The sequence below is a fragment of the Megasphaera massiliensis genome (assembly GCF_036305205.1).
Taxonomy (GTDB): Bacteria; Bacillota; Negativicutes; order Veillonellales; family Megasphaeraceae; genus Megasphaera; species Megasphaera massiliensis.
The window spans coordinates 41,354-56,965 of the sequence record NZ_JAXIXE010000041.1; the positions used below are offsets into that span (position 1 = coordinate 41,354).

Consider the following 15,612-nt stretch of genomic DNA (forward strand, 5'->3'; position numbering starts at 1 on the left):
GGCAAAACGATAAGCTGTTCAATCACTATCATAAATGGAAGCCATTTCATTTTCTCATGCCTGCCGCCCTCCCCTTACCTTTCCAATGTCCATATAATGTAGTAAAATAAAGGAGCTAACAGATTTTTACTATCAACGAACATAAGGAGGTCCATTTATGGCTCACGTAAATGAAAACTACTTGAAACTCCCCGGAAATTACCTCTTTGCGACGATTGCAAAGAAAGTAGAAGCTTACTCCAAAGCACATCCGGAAGCGAATATCATCCGTCTCGGCATCGGCGACGTCACCCGTCCCCTGGCATCGGCCATCATCGACGCCATGCATAAAGCCGTCGACGAAATGGGCAAAGCCGAAACCTTCCGCGGCTACGGTCCGGAACAGGGCTATGACTTCCTCCGCCAGGCCATCATCGACGGTGACTATAAAACACGGGGCATCGACCTCGATCTTGACGAAGTCTTCGTCGGTGACGGTGCGAAAACGGATGTTGCCTGCATCCAGGAAATCTTCGGCAGTGACCTCAAATTCGCCGTAGCCGATCCGGTCTACCCGGTCTACCTCGACTCCAACGTCATGTGCGGCCACACGGGCGAATGGAATGCCGAAAAGGGCATCTATGACGGCGTCGTCTACCTTCCCTGCACGCCGGAAAACGGTTTCAAAGCCGTACCGCCGACGGAAAAAGTCGACATCGTCTACCTCTGCAACCCTTCCAACCCGACAGGCACGGCCATGAGCAAGGAAGAACTGGCAAACTGGGTCGCAGCGGCAAAGAAAAATAACTTCATCATCATCTATGACTCGGCCTATGAAACGTACATCACTGAACCGGACGTTCCTCACAGCATCTTTGAAGTCGAAGGGGCCAAAGAAGTCGCCATCGAACTGCGCTCCTACTCCAAATGTGCCGGCTTCACGGGCACCCGCTGCTCCTACGTCGTCGTTCCCCATGCCTGCACGGCGTATAAAAAAGACGGCACGGCCGTCGAACTCAATCCCTTGTGGAACCGTCGTCAGTGCACCTTCTTCAACGGCACACCGTACATCGTCCAGCGCGCTGCCGAAGCTTACTACAGCCCGGAAGGCCAGAAACAGTGCTTGGCTGACGTCAAGTACTACATGGAAAATGCCCACATCATCCGCGACGGCCTGACCAAAGCCGGTTTCACCGTCTACGGCGCTACCAACTCGCCGTACGCCTGGGTACAGACACCGAACGGCATGAAGAGCTGGGACTTCTTTGATCTCCTCCTCGAAAAAGCCCACGTCGTAACGACACCGGGTTCGGGCTTTGGCCCCCACGGCGAAGGCTACCTCCGCCTGACGGCCTTTGGCACCAAAGAAAATACGATCGAAGCCGTCAACCGCATCGCTAATTTAAATTTATTCAAATAAAGGTGGTTTAACCATTGAGTACAAATTTGGAAGTAGGCATCGTCGGCTTGCCGAATGTCGGTAAGAGCACCCTTTTCAATGCCATTACCAAAGCCGGCGCAGAAGCGGCAAACTATCCCTTCTGCACGATTGAACCGAACGTCGGTATCGTAGAAGTACCGGATCCGCGCATCCAGGTCCTGACCGACATGTATAACCCGAAGAAAACGATTCCCGCTGTCATGCGTTTCGTCGATATCGCAGGCCTTGTCGCCGGCGCCTCCAAGGGCGAAGGCCTGGGCAACAAATTTCTCAGCCATATCCGTGAAACCGACGCCATCGCCGAAGTCGTCCGCTGCTTTGAAGATTCAAACATCACCCACGTCGACGGCTCCATCGACCCCATTCGCGACATCGAAACGATCAATACCGAACTCTGCCTGGCAGACTTGGAAACGGTGCAGAAACGAGCCGACCGCATCGCCAAAGTCGCCCAGTGCGGCGATAAAGAAGCCAAGGTCGAATACGACGTCCTGAAAAAAGTTCTCGCCTGCCTTGAAAACGGCGAACCGGCCCGCAAAGCAGGCCTTACCAAGGACGACTTGCCTCAGGTTAAAGACCTCAATCTCCTGACCTTGAAGCCCATCATCTACATTGCCAACGTCGCTGAAGATGAAGCCGGCAATCCCGACGCCAACCCCAATGTCAAGCGCGTCGAAGAATACGCCGCCCAAGAGGGGGCTCAGGTCGTCGCCGTTTCAGCTAAAATCGAAGCCGAAATCGCCGAACTTCCGGCCGACGAAGCCGCCGTCTTCTTAGAAGAACTGGGACTCCCCGAATCGGGTCTCGATAAGCTCATCAAAGCCAGCTATGCCCTCTTGGGCCTGATCAACTTCTTTACGGCCGGTGCCGACGAAGTCCGGGCCTGGACCATCGTCAACGGCACGAAAGCCCAGAAGGCTGCCGGCAAGATCCACACCGACATCGAAAGGGGCTTCATCCGCGCTGAAATCGTTTCCTACGACGACCTCATCGCCTGCGGCAGCGAACAAGGTGCCAAAGAAAAAGGCCTCGTCCGCCTGGAAGGAAAGGATTACATCATGAAAGACGGCGATGTAACCTACTTCCGCTTCAACGTCTGATCAACCGATAATATCTTACAACCTCTGAAATACGAAAAAAGCTCATCCCGTGACAGCAGCTTACTGCCATGGGATGAGCCTTTTTCATAAGACTTGTACTTCTTCTTCGCTCTTCAGATTGGGTCGAGGCGTCCGTTCATCGGTCAGACCGGCAATGTAATCTAAGGACGTATGGTACAGCTTTGCCAGCTGAATCAGTTTTTCTACAGGAATCTTTCGTTTTCCCAATTCGTACATGCCATATCCAACTTGAGAACATTTTAAAATTTTGGCTACATCAGCTTGAGAAAGTCTCGCCTCCAATCGGAGCGTCTTCAAACGGCTGTAGTATTTCATCTAAATGCGGGCAGGATACTCCGACCTCTTAGGTCGGGGAGGAAGGCCCGCTTCACCTCACTTTCTTTAAATACTAGAGTTTTTAACATATATGATATGGTGGTCTTGATGAAAGCCATATAATGTTAGAAAGGCAGGTGAGAAAAATTGTCCGACCTAACTAAAACGATAAAACTTCGCATCCATGTTTCTAAAAAGGAGTCGTTGACGTCATCACCTGTTTTCATCATTATCGTATTCCAGAAGTACATTAGTAATGTCCTTTATACTATTATAGTAAATATATAAAAAGACGGCAATGATTATCTGCACATAATCGTTGCCGTCTTTGCAATTTAGACAATCTTTTATGAAATACTTAACAAATTTGTACCAATTTACCCGGATTCATGATATTATTGGGATCTAAAGCCTTCTTGATGGCCTTGATGACATTTAGTTCTGCTTCCGGAGTACAGAGCGCAAACTCTTCGAGCTTCTTAAAACCGACGCCGTGTTCACCGGACATCTTGCCCCCGAGGGCATAGACCCGCGGGAAGAGGTCGCGGTGGAAGGCCTTGATCTTTTCAAACCATTCTTCCGGCGACAAGCCTTTGGCATTCAAAGGAAGAACGTGGATATTCCCATCGCCGATATGGGCAACGGTGACGCAGTAGAGGTCGTACTTTTCGCGAAGTTCCGGAATCTGCTTAGTGATATCAGGAATCTTATCGAGGGGAACGACGAAGTCTTCCGTCTGGAACATCTTGTCGACGTCGCGGGCCGCTTCGGCAAACTGCTTGCGCAGCTTCCAAATGCGCTTATCGGCTTCAAATTCATCGATAGAACCATTTTCTTCAGCAAGATCACAGAGCTGTTCCATCTTACGGTCCGAATCGTCTTCGCTGAACGATTCGACAGTAACGATGACGTAGTCGCAGCCTTCATCGACATGAGGCATTTTCATATCCAAGAACTTGCAGGTCATGCGAAGGGCTTCATTGTCCATGAATTCGATACTGGTCGGATCGATGCCGGCTTTCAAGATTTTATTGGGAAGGGCAAAAGCTTCTTCATCCGTCTTGAATACGCAGACCATATTGAAGGTATAAGGCGGCATGGGGCGAAGCTTGACCGTGACTTCCGTAATGATGCCGAGAACGCCTTCAGAACCGGCGAAGAGCTGTTCCAGGCAAAGACCGGTAGAGCATTTCTTTAAGCGGGCACCGGCATCGAGGATGTCGCCCGTCGGCGTAACGACTTTCAGGCTGTAAATCTGATTGCGCGTCGTTCCGTACTTGACAGCCTTATTGCCGCCGGCATTATTAGCTACGTTGCCGCCGATCATGCTGCTGTCAGCGCTCGACGGATCGCCGGCGTAAAGGAGGCCGTGTTTAGCCGCTTCGCGCTGCAAATCGCCGGTAATGACCCCGGTCTGGCAGACGGCATACATGTTGTCGGCATCGAAGGTCAGAATCTGATTCATCCGTTCCAATTCGACGACGATGCCATGGTAGACGGGGATAGCGCCGCAGGCAACGCCGGAACCGGCCGAACGCGGCGTAATGGGAACGAGGTATTTGTTGGCCAGTTTAACGACTTCAGCCACTTCTTCCGTCGAACCCGGGAATACGACGACTTCCGGTTTGTGGAAATAATGAGAGTTACCTTCTTCATCGGTCTGATACCGTTCCAAGTAATCTTCGTCAGTCTTGACGAATTTATCCCCCAGGACATTTCGTAATTCGGCTAATAATTCCGGTGTAACAGGATTAAATGATGCTGCCATATATAAACGCTTCCCCTCTGTCAGTCTGGATTTAAGTATTCCAAAAAGCTATAGTAAATTCACTTCTTCATGGAAGTTGAACATAGTATACCATATCCCAAAGACTTGTAAAGCCACTTTTTTCTTCATTTCTTAGGATTATCCCGGTTTATCTTCTAATCTTGAAACGAAAGAACGTGATTTTTACATAAAGTTTTACGTTTTACGGCAGCATCGTTTTTACCGATTATATTTATTTTTTATATCTTCTATGCTTGATTAAGATTCAGCTAGCGTTTCCCATTTTTCGTAGGCGTCGTCAAGCTCAGCCTGAGCCGCTTCATACGCTTCCGTCAGGCTCATCATGGCCTCGGCATCAGTCTGATTTTCAGGCATGTTCATCTTGACTTCATACATCTTAAGCGTCGCTTCGAGTTCGGCAATCTTCAGCTCCAACTTTTGAAGCTTCGCCCCTTGGCCGTACACGGGCGCTTTTTGTACCTTTGCGGTCTGAACCGGGGCAGACGGCTTCTTGGCCGCAGTATCTTTCTCCGGCAGGGACTGCGGATTGTTTTCCGCAGCCAAGGCCTCGGCTTCCCGGACTTTTTCCCGATAATAACTGTAGTTACCGACGTAGTCCGTCAACTGTTTATGTTCGAGGACCAAGGTCCGCCGGGTGATTTTATCGAGGAAGTAGCGGTCATGAGAAATGACAAGATAGGTCCCGCCAAAATCAAGGAGGGCCTGTTCGAGGACTTCTCGCGTCGGAATGTCCAAATGGTTGGTCGGTTCGTCAAGAATGAGGAAATTAGGCCCCTGCAAAAAGAGTTTAAGCAGGGCTACTCGAGCCTGCTCCCCGCCGCTGAGGCTGTCGATGACTTTAAAGACGTCATCGCCGCGGAAGAGGAAGTGACCTAAAGCCGACCGGGCTTCATCTTCGCCGTAACTGAAGGCATTCATGATTTCATCAAGCACCGTCCAAGCCCCGTGCAGTTCCGTATGCTCCTGGGCAAAGTAACCGATATGGACCTTGCTGCCGAGCGTGATATGGCCGTCCGTAGGTTCTTTTTCGCCCATAATCATGCGAATGAGGGTCGTCTTTCCGGCCCCGTTAGGACCGATGAGGGCTGCCGCTTCACCGCGGCGCAGGAGGAGCGACAAATGGTCAAAGAGCTGCCTGTCGGCAAAACCGCCGCTGACCTTATCGAGGGTCAGTACCTTTTGGCCGCATTCTTCAGCAGGCTTAAAATTAAACCGAAGGGACGCTTCATCAGGCTGCCATTCGATTCGTTCCAACCGATCAAGCTGAGACTGACGGCCCCTGGCCTGTTTGGCCTTGATACCGGCCTTGTACTTGCGGATATATTCTTCCGTCTCGTGAATATGTTCCTGCTGCTTCTTATACGCCCGTTCGAGGGCCATTTGCTGCTGATCATGCTGTTCGACATAGCGCGAATAATTGCCCTTGTACTTGGTCACCTTGCCGTGAGACAGCTCTAAGATGCCCGTGGCCACCCGATCTAGGAAATAGCGGTCATGCGAGACGATGAGAATGCCGCCGCCATAAGACAAGAGATAGCCTTCGAGCCATTCCAGCATATCCATATCGAGGTGGTTCGTCGGTTCGTCGAGGAAGAGATAGTCCGGCCGACGCACTAAGGCCTTAGCTAAGTTGATGCGCGTCTTCTGGCCGCCGGAAAAACTCTGGACCGGCCGATCCATGTCGGCTTCGGAAAAACCGAGGCCGCGGACAATTTTACGGGACATCGATTCGTACTCATAGCCGCCGAGCCATTCAAACCGCTCCTGCATCCGGGCATAGCGATTCATCAGCCCTTCGTCGTCGGGACGGGACTGCATCTCCTTTTCAAGGCCTTTTAATTCCCTTTCCAGGCGCATGACGTCCTGCCAAGCCTCGGTAATCAGCTGCCCCAGGGTAATATCATCAGCATAGGTCACATCCTGCTGCAGATAGCCGATGGACTCCCCTTCCGATACGATAAAGGCTCCGTCATCGTACTCCTCTTCCCCAATCAGACACTTGAGAAGGGTCGACTTCCCGGCCCCATTAGCCCCGATCAGACCGATACGTTTGCCGCGACGAATTTCAAAACTGACGTTTTGGAAGACCGTGCGCACGCCAAAAGATTTTCCCAACTTCTGTACCTTAATACTGCCCATATAGCTTAACCTTACCCTCCTGCAAGAACTAAAAATCGAGTCTCATCATAAGTTATAATTATATCATGAAAAAGCCGATGCCTCAATGAAGGGACAAAAGGACGACCCGGACCGCAGCCCCTCCGCCGTCTCTTTTCCGGCAAAACGATGATAGCCCCAATCATCGTCCCTTTCGCTCCCCGGCCAAGCCCCTGCCTCACCGATTTTCATAAAAAATGGTTTATGAGCGAAAAACGTGCTCATCCGCCCAAAAACGCCGCCGAAAAGGTTCAGCAGACACAGGAGCGATTCCGATGTCACAGCTCCCCTTAGCGGCAGAAAATAAAGGACTGCAGCTGCCCCGCATGAGAGGAAACGATTTATCATTGCCCCCTAAATGCCCCCTCTTTATGATTTTATGCCAGGCAAAAAAATAACCACGCAGCTTATAAACTGCGTGGTTATCACATTCATTATGGTGGAGATAAGGAGGATCGAACTCCTGACCTCTTGCATGCCATGCAAGCGCTCTCCCAGCTGAGCTATACCCCCATGTATTGGCTACAAAAGAGATTATAGCATCAACAGCCGGTACCTGTCAAGCATTTTTAAGCTGCCGGATCATTTTCGAGACGACTATATGTATTTTCAGCGAAGTTCTGTACGCTTTCCGTCTCGAGCCGTTCATCGATGCCTAAGGGAAGCTTCGCCATGCTTTCGTCGACATAGACGGCGTGCGTACCGGCAACCCAGACGCCTTGCGGCAGAAGTTCGACGGCCTGGCGCAGGTTCTTTGAAATATCGTCTGAGAAAAGGTCGCGGTGCATAGTAGCAAAGATGGCGACCTTCTTTGCCTTCAAGCGCGGCAAAACGGACCGAGACTTTTCATCAAGCCTAAGATTCAGGAACCAAACACCGACAAAGACAATATCATAGTCATCGAAGTGTTCCGGAGCCTGTTCCATAGGCAAAAAATCCGTATCCGCCGGCAAAACAGAACGGACCGCTTCGGCTAATTTTTTCGTTCGTCCCGTTTCGGAGGAGTACAAGACTAAAGCTTTCATAATATCTATCTCCTTTCGCTAGAATAAGGGTCTTTTTCTATAGCTTTACTATACGATAAAAATGAAAAGGACTCCGTTGCATTTGCAACGAAGTCGATTTATTTCTACCCCTACACGGCTAAGAGAACCGCAAAACATACCCTCAGTACATATCGCCATGATTGAGTATCTTGTTCCTAACATCCTCTCCAAAATAGAACTAACCACGCGGTGATGTACCACGTGGTTAGTTCTATTTCAGAAAAACTATATCTCTCTTGATAACTGAGCTTCATATTGTCTATAGGCTTCGTTATAAATGGCTTCCAGATATGATTCCGGAACCGGTATTTCTCCCCGACTCCAATACCGATCGTATGCATCACGTCCGGATATAGTCCCCTTATCAAAATCACAGATATAGCTACGATGATTAGAATTACCTATTAAGACATAGACCAATGCCCTATGATTTAATTTATCGACTTCAATATTATTCAAATCAATAGAATATTTGTCCCATTTACCTTGCGTGTAAATGACCTTCCATAAAGGCTTAGCATACAGTGGTTGTCTGCCACAAAGTCGTGAAACCATATCAGTCAGTGTATCTCCCGGAAACAGATTAAATGTAACCCCCTCCGGAGCTTCAAAATCCGTAGTCTCTGCATTCGGTGAACCATTAATATATTTTGACTCGCCTATTTTTGTAACGGTTCGATTTTTAAAATCAATCATTTCATGATTCAAATGCGTTGTTGTATATATACCGTTTCGATTCACAGAGCGTTCATACTTTGTCCAGTAAGTAGCGATATCTCCCGCCTTATCATATTTCACGGTCTGTGTATCAAGCGACATCTTCCAATATGAATCTTGATGAAGTACCGTCCATCGATCAGCCCCATCATCAGCATACACAGCATGGCTCATCATGCTTATAAACACGATAATTAATAACATCCACAATTTAAAAAAATTTCTACGTTCAGCAAAAGTACTCATAATACACGGCCTTTCTAATCTATTGGTTTAAATCGATCAACAATATTATTGGACATCAAATCCTTCTAGGGAGTTCTGACTCCAAGAAAATTATAAGTAAGATGTCCAGTAATAAAATAAATAGTAATCTTCCATTTTTCACTCACTCTGTTTGTCATGCTTATTTTTACAAATAGATAAAATGCATTTTCATTATACACCCATATACATTATTTCACGACATTTTTCACTAATAAATCATCTATTTCTTCTCTATTGTAAAGTTTTCTCATACCATAACATGAAAAGGGATGTACCGCTTCTTACGCATCGATACATCCCTTTATCATTTATAAAAGATGACTTCATCATGAGCGGACGATCATACATCGTCATCCTTAGAAAATTCCGGTTGTTTTCTTGTTGAGTCCATGATGGTATAATTATAATAGATCTTACAGATGAGGTGAGTCGTGTGAATTTACAACATTTACGGTATTTTACGGTCATTGCCGAAAGTCGAACAATCCATGAGGCAGCGGAAAAACTCTTTATTACTCAGCCGACGTTGAGCCGAGCAATAGCTTCGCTGGAAGACGAGCTCAGAGTGCCTTTATTTGAAAAGGCCGGCAGAAATGTAAAGATCACGCCATATGGCGTGACCTTTTTGCAGTATGTAAAGACAGCCCTTTCTGCACTTGACAATGGCGTCGATACCGTACACGGCATGGCACAACGCGTTGAAGGAAATTTTTCTCTGGCCAGTGTTTACGGCTTTACCTACACACATTTACCGGTTTTATTGAGCAACTTTCACCAAGTGTATCCGGATATCTATTTTCATTTAAAACAAGCGCCATCGCAGACAGTTATCCGGCAAATCCACGACGGAGATGCCGATTTCGGTTTTCACTGTGCTTCGTCAATCATGGGAAAATATGATGATCTCGAATCGTATATGGTACAAAAGTCAGAAATCGTCATTGTCGCCGCCAAGGATAATCCGCTGGCAGAACGGCAAAGTTGTTCGTTGCGAAACCTCCAGTCCGAACGCATCGTCAGTTTTGACGGCACCTCCGGAATGTATTACAAAACCAAAGCCATGTTCAGTGGATTAGGACTTAATTTTACTCCTGCAATCTTCGTCTCTGACGATCAGTCTATATTAAACCTCGTCTGCTCGGGAACCGATGTCGCCTGTGTGCTGCGCGATGTCGCCGTCGACAACGACAAAGTCCGCATCATTGAAATAGAAGACAAGGTAGACAAAATCATGCCCATTTATTTTTCTTTCAATAAAAATCACGTCAAACGCCTTGCCTACAATGCCTTCAAGAGCTTTGTAACAGCGAACGCTTATCGATAGTAATCCGGTGCCTTTTTAAATTTTTTCCATCCTTCCGGATCGTGCCCACTGACGAGTGTTACGCCAGTCTTTTTCATAAGTCGGAATAGGCGCAGGTTTTGCAGATATGAAGCACAGTCGAGGACCAGTCCGGGCAAAATGACTTTATCGATATTTTCTTCAACGTAGCTGGCATCAGCAGTGAGCAAAAATTCCCCGTCTTCATCAGTGCGTACATAAAGGGACTGATGCCCGACAGTATGCCCCGGAGTAAAATAAATGACCAGACGACCGTCACGGAAAAGGTCAAAGCGATTATCCTGCCAGCCGTCGAGGAAAAACCAATCGACGTTTGATAGTTTTTCCGCATCCGTACCTTTGCCGTCAAAGCCGGTTACGGCAGCCGGAGCTTCATCATTATAATAAACGTGGTTCATGAAGTAGTCGGGCCGGCGCACATAGTCAAATTCGCTGCGCTGGACGATGACCGTAGCATTCGGGAACTTTGTCACCGCACCGGCGTGGTCATAGTGTAAGTGCGACAGGATGATAATATCGATGTCCTCTGGTTCGATTCCAAGTTTTTGAAGAGCCGGCACGGCGAGTCCGTCATCTTCAAAGTGTGAGACCAGGACGTCCGTGATGCGCGATAAAAGATGTCCCGTCATATCACCTTCATGCAGCCCCGTATCAAAAAGGATATTTTTCCCCTTGTACTGGATAAGAAAGAAAGGAACGGGAACGTTAAATTCCGTTGCCGGTGCACCGGCGACAAAAAAGTTTTTAGTACCGTAGAGGGTACCTCCCTGCATAAAATATAATCTCATAATATACTCCTTTACTAAAAAATATTATAATATACTTCTGATACATCAAAAATACTGATAAAATCTCCGAAAGCGTTGGAATGAGGACTCCCTTAATTTCAAGGCTTTTTACTGTTTGGCAGAAATCATCAGCCGAGGACGATTTTGGCAATGGCGATTTTTGTACTTCACTCGTGCCTTCATAAATTCGAAGGATGCGAGCATCACAATACATGCGTTCAATAGCATATTCTTTCATATAGCCATAGCCGCCATGTAACTGTAGGGACCTGTCGCAAACGAAAATAGCTGCTTCGGAAGCAAAATATTTAGCCATAGCCGCGAGTTTAGAAACATACGAGACGCAGCAGCTCGTAACGTAAGGAGCCTAGCCGCTTCCAGTTTGATAGCGATGTCGGCAATATACCATCGAATGCCCTGATTATCCGTGATTGGTCGATGAAACTGCATGCATTCTTTAGCATAGGAAATGCCCGCATCAAGCGTCCCTTGGGCCACGCCGCATGACTAGGCATCAATACCAATGCGACCGCCATCGAGACCACTCATGGCGACTTTAAAGCCGTCTCCCACCTTACCTAGAACAGCACTTTCCGGTACGCAGCAATCCGTTAAAAGGAGTTCCGATACGGTAGCGCCGCGCATTCCCATCTTATTTTCTTCCTTGCCCGCACTGAGGCCTGTCGTTTCACGACTGAGAAAAAAGGGGGCGGTCATACCGCCATGAGTTGCTTTTCCGGATCTGTCATAGCAATTACGACGCTATGCTCGCCTTCATCTTCTCCCCAGTTGCTGATAAAACATTTGGTCCCATTTTAAATTTCCCCTGCATATCTTTAAACCCAGAAATATCAGAACCGGCATTAAAAGCTTTTTTACCCTTTCCAGTGAGAAGGATAACACGCACATCGGTATCTTTTTCCAATTTACGAAAGTCTTCGCGCAGTTCTTCCATAGAGGGAACGGAGTTAAGATTCATCGGCGGATTATTTAAGGTAACCACGGCAACATGATTCTCATGTCTTTCAACAAGAATGAGATTGTTTTCATATGTAATAGTAGTCATAAAAGAACTCCTTATCTAACGGAATTAATGAAAAGATAGAGGCAATTCGGCGCCGCACCTTTCGTCACTGCCAGTATAGACGCTAAAGGAATCAGCGTCTAATGAAAAATGGGCAGCAAAACAATACATAAAATGAATCGGTTTCACATTTCAAAAGATCTATTTTATGTATCAATTTAGTCGCCTCCACCCGTAAAACGGGTGGCTCGACGGTCGGCTATAAGCCTTTGTTGCTGAAAGCCACTGTGCATTTCACACGTCACGGATTCCTAAAGGGATTTCCCCATCACTTCTCCGTGGACTTGAACGGGTCCTCATATTCTTTTACACTTAATTTATCCTTCATAATATCTGCCTTTTCTTGGTTCTGGATATATTTTCGAATCGTTTTTTCGTTCATCCCTACGGTAGTTACATAATACCCTTCTGACCAGAAATGGCGATTTCCAAATTTATACTTGAGATTGGCGTGCCTGTCGAACATCATTAACGCTGATTTTCCTTTTAAGTATCCCGTGAACGTAGAAACGCTCAATTTCGGAAGAATACTTACCAACATATGCACATGGTCGGGCATGAGATGCCCTTCCAATATCTCAACTCCTTTATAGTTACACAATTGCCGGAGTATCTCGCCCAGATCACGTCTATATTGATTGAAAATAATTTTTCGTCTATACTTAGGTGTGAAGACGATATGATATTTGCACAACCATTTCGTATGTGCTAAGTCATTGGCTTTCTTCGCCATATGAATCACCTTTCCTTTTTATGTAATAGTGGCTTGGACACCTCTATTATACGGAAAGGTGATTTTTTTGTATAACTATTGGAACACACCCGCATAGCGGGTAGTTTATTGTTTCGCAGGCGTGGCCTGCTCAACAGGGTAAACCCCATATATAAAAGAACAATAACCACGCAGTCTTCTAACTGCGTGGTTATTGCCTTGGCAATACTATGGTGAAGGCGGTCAACCAAAGATCTGAACTCATCGATAACTGCCTTTTATTTAATTACACCTGCGTCTGAATGATTCCGCAGTTCCCAGGCAATACGGACACTCTCTTCCAATTCTTCCAGCCCATAAAAAGCGGCCAATATATCTTTTCCAGGAACGATGGGTCCATGATTAGCTAAAAGAAAGGCATCACTGCAAGAAATACAAGCTCGAAAAGCAGCAAAAAGCTCTTCACTCCCCGGTTCAGCATAAGGAACTAAGCCAATGGTCCCTACCTTCATCGTAAGATATGGCGTATAGCGCGGCACAATATCCTGCACGTTATCATGTTGAATACAAGACCACAAGGTCCCATAAAAACTATGGGTATGCAAAACAGCTCCGATTTCCTTATCTTTTTGATAAAAAGCTTGATGAAGAGGAAATTCCTTACTGGGTTTCCGTCCCTCTATAAGGGTTCCGTCCATATCAAGTTGGGTAAAGTCAGTCGGCTTAAGCCGCCCGAAACAGGTTCCTGAACTCGTTATATAAATTTGATTGTTATGGCGAACACTCATATTAGCCGATGATCCCGTTGCTTTATTTCGTTTAAACAAAGATCGCGCTACCCAGCACGCATCTTCTAATTTCTGTTTTAAAATCTTATCCATTCATATCTCTCCTGTCATCGTTAAAGCCCGACCAAAAAATTCTTCTTGCCCAAAATTTCCGGACTTCAAGACAATTCTCATTTCAGGGTTTTCCAATGGTGCCATAACAGGAACTCCGGGGGCAATACTTTGACCAATCCAATAGGCTTGATATCCTAACGCCTTAGTAACGGCTCCAGAAGTCTCGCCTCCGGCAACAATGATATGCCGTACCCCTTCTTCTTTAGCAATAACGGCTGCAGCTGCTAGCATGTTTTCAATGAGCAATGAATAGGTCAGCAGAGTTTCTCCTCGAATTTCCTCCAGATATTGCGGCGTTTCTGAACTGTAAATAAGGACATCCTGGTCTTTGTGAGCCCGCAGGAATTGTCGAATATCGTCTAGCCCCTGTTCCTTCTTCAAAATCTTATCCGGATAAAGTTTATAGGACAAACCGCCCCGTTCCTGAAACCAAGCTATTTGCTGCAGCGTAGCCTTTGAACAGCTTCCGGCCAGCAAAACGCCTCGTCCTTCACTTCCGCGAAGAGCTTTCCGATCATACCTTTTATGTTGCAGCAAATATTCGGCCCAAGCCGTAAGTATACCCGACCCTCCGGTCAACAATTTCATCGCGCCAAACGACGAAATAATTTTTTCACCATCTTCATCGGTTTCATAATCGGGAATAAAATATCCCCGGCCTTTCAACTGACTGTGCGCCGCGAGTTCGATATCCTTCCACGAAAGATGCCGACTCTCATATCGACTCTGCGGACCCATAAGACGGATAAGATTACTGTCCCTCATGGGCGTCAAAGGATGATTACGCATATGACTTTCTTCAAGTTTAACACCATGAACGTAAAGAACAGCATCTTTTACCGTCCGCCCATTAACCGGGAGCGACGGGCATAAGAGGGTATTTTCTACCTGTAACCTTTCCATCACAGCATCACAAATAGGTCCGATGTTCCCCTTGGGCGTTGAATCAAAAGTAGAGCAATATTTTACATAAAAATGCTTGGCTCCTTGTTTTTCCAGCCAGTCAATCGCGTCTAATGAATCCACCACGGCAGAATCTCTTTCCTGCGTCCTTGTTTTCAAGGCAATTACAACGGCATCTGTATCGGTTCCTGTGATATCGTCTTCAGGGATTCCGTTAAACAGTAACGTTCGCATCCCTCCTTTTACCAAAAAGGAAGCTGCATCACTGGCTCCCGTAAAATCATCTGCGATACAACCTAGAATCATCCTTCTTCACTCCCATTCGTTCAATCAGTCGATATAGTATCATTATTTTTTCGATAAAATTCTTTGAATCAAAGTTTTGGCACTAATAGTAGGGCTGGTAACGATTTCAGTGTCTGTTGTAAATCCGCCCTGTAATGCCCGCACCATAGAAATTTGTGCAAAAACAATCTTGTCCACCTTACCGTCAAAGTTCCGGGCAGCCTCTTGGATAAGTTTATTATGTTTCGCTTCATCCCCGTCATTCAAGGCGGTAAAAGCTGCCGGAATCACAGCAACCTCGACCTGAATATCCTTTTCCTGCTGCGAAGCCATCTCAAGCAAAAGGCGTTTAGTCGTAGGTCCGGCCGCAGGAACTGTCGCAATCACTCCGACACGAGAAGCCTTTTTGACTACATAGGCCAACATAGCCAGGTCAGCGCTGATTAAGGGAACGTCGACATATGTCTGCAGTTCTTCAGCATATGGACTCATCAACGAACAGTTGAGCATGATACCTTGAGCGCCTGCTGCTTCTGCATTCCATGCCATCTGTAAGATCTCACGTCTTACCCGAGGCGTTGCCCCCTTCGATCGAAGTTCCGGCATCACCCCTTCATTTAAAAAGTTAATGCATTCAATCTCCTTTCCCAGCGTTTGAAATGCGGAATTACTGGGTCCGATAGAATTCATCGTCGTATGAATTAATCCTATTTTCATATATTGCCTCTCTATTCATTGAGCCATCCCCTTTCAATGAATCGTCA

The 15,612-nt window shown here is 46.8% G+C and carries 18 protein-coding genes and 1 tRNA gene; 3 read left to right on the forward strand and 16 right to left on the reverse strand.

The genetic code is table 11. From position 1 onward, the window contains the following. Window positions 1–157: 157 nt before the first annotated feature. The gene (locus tag UCI88_RS08865) at window positions 158–1,399 is read left to right on the forward strand and encodes an LL-diaminopimelate aminotransferase (protein WP_065360923.1); all 1,242 of its coding nucleotides are present in this window, start codon (window positions 158–160) and stop codon (window positions 1,397–1,399) included. Window positions 1,400–1,413: 14 nt separating this feature from the next. Then, window positions 1,414–2,520 (forward strand): redox-regulated ATPase YchF, encoded by a 1,107-nt coding sequence (gene ychF, locus UCI88_RS08870; protein WP_044503217.1) that lies wholly within the window; start codon window positions 1,414–1,416, stop codon window positions 2,518–2,520. 84 nt (window positions 2,521–2,604) lie between these two features. Here the strand turns inward: ychF and UCI88_RS08875 are convergent, their stop codons facing one another. The 7 genes from UCI88_RS08875 to UCI88_RS08905 form a co-directional block, all read right to left on the reverse strand. Then, on the reverse strand, window positions 2,605–2,856 hold the full coding sequence (locus tag UCI88_RS08875) for a helix-turn-helix domain-containing protein (protein WP_044503218.1): 252 nt from the start codon (window positions 2,854–2,856) through the stop codon (window positions 2,605–2,607). 358 nt (window positions 2,857–3,214) lie between these two features. Beyond that, complete coding sequence (locus tag UCI88_RS08880) at window positions 3,215–4,624, reverse strand: FAD-binding oxidoreductase (RefSeq protein ID WP_044503220.1); 1,410 nt, start codon at window positions 4,622–4,624, stop codon at window positions 3,215–3,217. A 258-nt stretch (window positions 4,625–4,882) separates the two neighbouring features. Next, window positions 4,883–6,784, reverse strand: a complete 1,902-nt coding sequence (locus UCI88_RS08885) for an ABC-F family ATP-binding cassette domain-containing protein (RefSeq protein WP_330024178.1) — start codon at window positions 6,782–6,784, stop codon at window positions 4,883–4,885. Between the two features lie 63 nt (window positions 6,785–6,847). Then, complete coding sequence (locus UCI88_RS08890) at window positions 6,848–6,994, reverse strand: hypothetical protein (protein ID WP_154651847.1); 147 nt, start codon at window positions 6,992–6,994, stop codon at window positions 6,848–6,850. A 245-nt stretch (window positions 6,995–7,239) separates the two neighbouring features. Further along, a tRNA-Ala gene (locus UCI88_RS08895) sits at window positions 7,240–7,315 on the reverse strand. Window positions 7,316–7,371: 56 nt separating this feature from the next. Beyond that, window positions 7,372–7,827 carry a flavodoxin family protein gene (locus tag UCI88_RS08900; RefSeq protein WP_256179887.1) on the reverse strand — a complete coding sequence of 152 codons (456 nt, stop codon included), beginning with the start codon at window positions 7,825–7,827 and terminating at the stop codon, window positions 7,372–7,374. Window positions 7,828–8,073: 246 nt separating this feature from the next. Continuing rightward, window positions 8,074–8,769: a hypothetical protein gene (locus UCI88_RS08905; RefSeq protein WP_302357318.1), complete on the reverse strand. Its 696-nt coding sequence runs from the start codon at window positions 8,767–8,769 to the stop codon at window positions 8,074–8,076. Between the two features lie 496 nt (window positions 8,770–9,265). Here UCI88_RS08905 and UCI88_RS08910 point away from each other — a divergent pair, with 496 nt between their 5' ends. After that, window positions 9,266–10,156, forward strand: coding sequence for a LysR family transcriptional regulator (locus tag UCI88_RS08910; protein WP_256179889.1), 891 nt, complete (start codon window positions 9,266–9,268; stop codon window positions 10,154–10,156). Here the strand turns inward: UCI88_RS08910 and UCI88_RS08915 are convergent. The 9 genes from UCI88_RS08915 to UCI88_RS08945 all read right to left on the reverse strand — a co-directional run bounded on the left by UCI88_RS08915 (window position 10,147) and on the right by UCI88_RS08945 (window position 15,565). After that, a complete protein-coding gene (locus UCI88_RS08915) occupies window positions 10,147–10,962 on the reverse strand; it encodes an N-acyl homoserine lactonase family protein (RefSeq protein ID WP_256179891.1) in 816 nt (271 codons plus the stop codon). The genes UCI88_RS08910 and UCI88_RS08915 overlap by 10 nt on opposite strands. Further along, window positions 10,919–11,278: an acyl-CoA dehydrogenase family protein gene (locus UCI88_RS11455; RefSeq protein ID WP_368042871.1), complete on the reverse strand. Its 360-nt coding sequence runs from the start codon at window positions 11,276–11,278 to the stop codon at window positions 10,919–10,921. The genes UCI88_RS08915 and UCI88_RS11455 overlap by 44 nt, the downstream gene beginning before the upstream one ends. Continuing rightward, window positions 11,197–11,460, reverse strand: coding sequence for an acyl-CoA dehydrogenase family protein (locus UCI88_RS11460; protein ID WP_368042870.1), 264 nt, complete (start codon window positions 11,458–11,460; stop codon window positions 11,197–11,199). The genes UCI88_RS11455 and UCI88_RS11460 overlap by 82 nt, the downstream gene beginning before the upstream one ends. Before the next feature lie 9 nt (window positions 11,461–11,469). After that, entirely contained in the window at window positions 11,470–11,679 is a 210-nt protein-coding gene (locus UCI88_RS08920; protein WP_302357317.1) for a hypothetical protein, read from the reverse strand. A 37-nt stretch (window positions 11,680–11,716) separates the two neighbouring features. Further along, window positions 11,717–12,028 (reverse strand): enoyl-CoA hydratase/isomerase family protein, encoded by a 312-nt coding sequence (locus UCI88_RS08925; RefSeq protein ID WP_256179893.1) that lies wholly within the window; start codon window positions 12,026–12,028, stop codon window positions 11,717–11,719. Between the two features lie 286 nt (window positions 12,029–12,314). Continuing rightward, window positions 12,315–12,779 (reverse strand): IS200/IS605 family transposase, encoded by a 465-nt coding sequence (tnpA, locus tag UCI88_RS08930; RefSeq protein WP_256179894.1) that lies wholly within the window; start codon window positions 12,777–12,779, stop codon window positions 12,315–12,317. 257 nt (window positions 12,780–13,036) lie between these two features. Beyond that, a complete protein-coding gene (locus UCI88_RS08935; RefSeq protein ID WP_256179895.1) occupies window positions 13,037–13,639 on the reverse strand; it encodes a class II aldolase/adducin family protein in 603 nt (200 codons plus the stop codon). Beyond that, a complete protein-coding gene (gene otnK / locus UCI88_RS08940) occupies window positions 13,640–14,869 on the reverse strand; it encodes a 3-oxo-tetronate kinase (RefSeq protein WP_256179896.1) in 1,230 nt (409 codons plus the stop codon). Between the two features lie 42 nt (window positions 14,870–14,911). Then, a complete protein-coding gene (locus UCI88_RS08945; RefSeq protein ID WP_256179897.1) occupies window positions 14,912–15,565 on the reverse strand; it encodes an aspartate/glutamate racemase family protein in 654 nt (217 codons plus the stop codon). Window positions 15,566–15,612 lie beyond the last annotated feature (47 nt).

Excerpts from the sequence above, each read along its gene's own strand:
- UCI88_RS08865 (WP_065360923.1), top strand. The coding sequence starts at position 158 with ATGGCTCACGTAAATGAAAACTACTTGAAACTCCCCGGAAATTACCTC.
- UCI88_RS08875 (WP_044503218.1), bottom strand. The coding sequence starts at position 2,856 with ATGAAATACTACAGCCGTTTGAAGACGCTCCGATTGGAGGCGAGACTT.
- UCI88_RS08880 (WP_044503220.1), bottom strand. The coding sequence starts at position 4,624 with ATGGCAGCATCATTTAATCCTGTTACACCGGAATTATTAGCCGAATTA.
- UCI88_RS08885 (WP_330024178.1), bottom strand. The coding sequence starts at position 6,784 with ATGGGCAGTATTAAGGTACAGAAGTTGGGAAAATCTTTTGGCGTGCGC.
- UCI88_RS08890 (WP_154651847.1), bottom strand. The coding sequence starts at position 6,994 with ATGAAAATCGGTGAGGCAGGGGCTTGGCCGGGGAGCGAAAGGGACGAT.
- UCI88_RS08900 (WP_256179887.1), bottom strand. The coding sequence starts at position 7,827 with ATGAAAGCTTTAGTCTTGTACTCCTCCGAAACGGGACGAACGAAAAAA.
- UCI88_RS08905 (WP_302357318.1), bottom strand. The coding sequence starts at position 8,769 with ATGTTATTAATTATCGTGTTTATAAGCATGATGAGCCATGCTGTGTAT.
- UCI88_RS08915 (WP_256179891.1), bottom strand. The coding sequence starts at position 10,962 with ATGAGATTATATTTTATGCAGGGAGGTACCCTCTACGGTACTAAAAAC.
- UCI88_RS11455 (WP_368042871.1), bottom strand. The coding sequence starts at position 11,278 with ATGGCTAAATATTTTGCTTCCGAAGCAGCTATTTTCGTTTGCGACAGG.
- UCI88_RS08920 (WP_302357317.1), bottom strand. The coding sequence starts at position 11,679 with ATGACCGCCCCCTTTTTTCTCAGTCGTGAAACGACAGGCCTCAGTGCG.
- UCI88_RS08925 (WP_256179893.1), bottom strand. The coding sequence starts at position 12,028 with ATGACTACTATTACATATGAAAACAATCTCATTCTTGTTGAAAGACAT.
- tnpA (WP_256179894.1), bottom strand. The coding sequence starts at position 12,779 with ATGGCGAAGAAAGCCAATGACTTAGCACATACGAAATGGTTGTGCAAA.
- UCI88_RS08935 (WP_256179895.1), bottom strand. The coding sequence starts at position 13,639 with ATGGATAAGATTTTAAAACAGAAATTAGAAGATGCGTGCTGGGTAGCG.
- otnK (WP_256179896.1), bottom strand. The coding sequence starts at position 14,869 with ATGATTCTAGGTTGTATCGCAGATGATTTTACGGGAGCCAGTGATGCA.
- UCI88_RS08945 (WP_256179897.1), bottom strand. The coding sequence starts at position 15,565 with ATGAAAATAGGATTAATTCATACGACGATGAATTCTATCGGACCCAGT.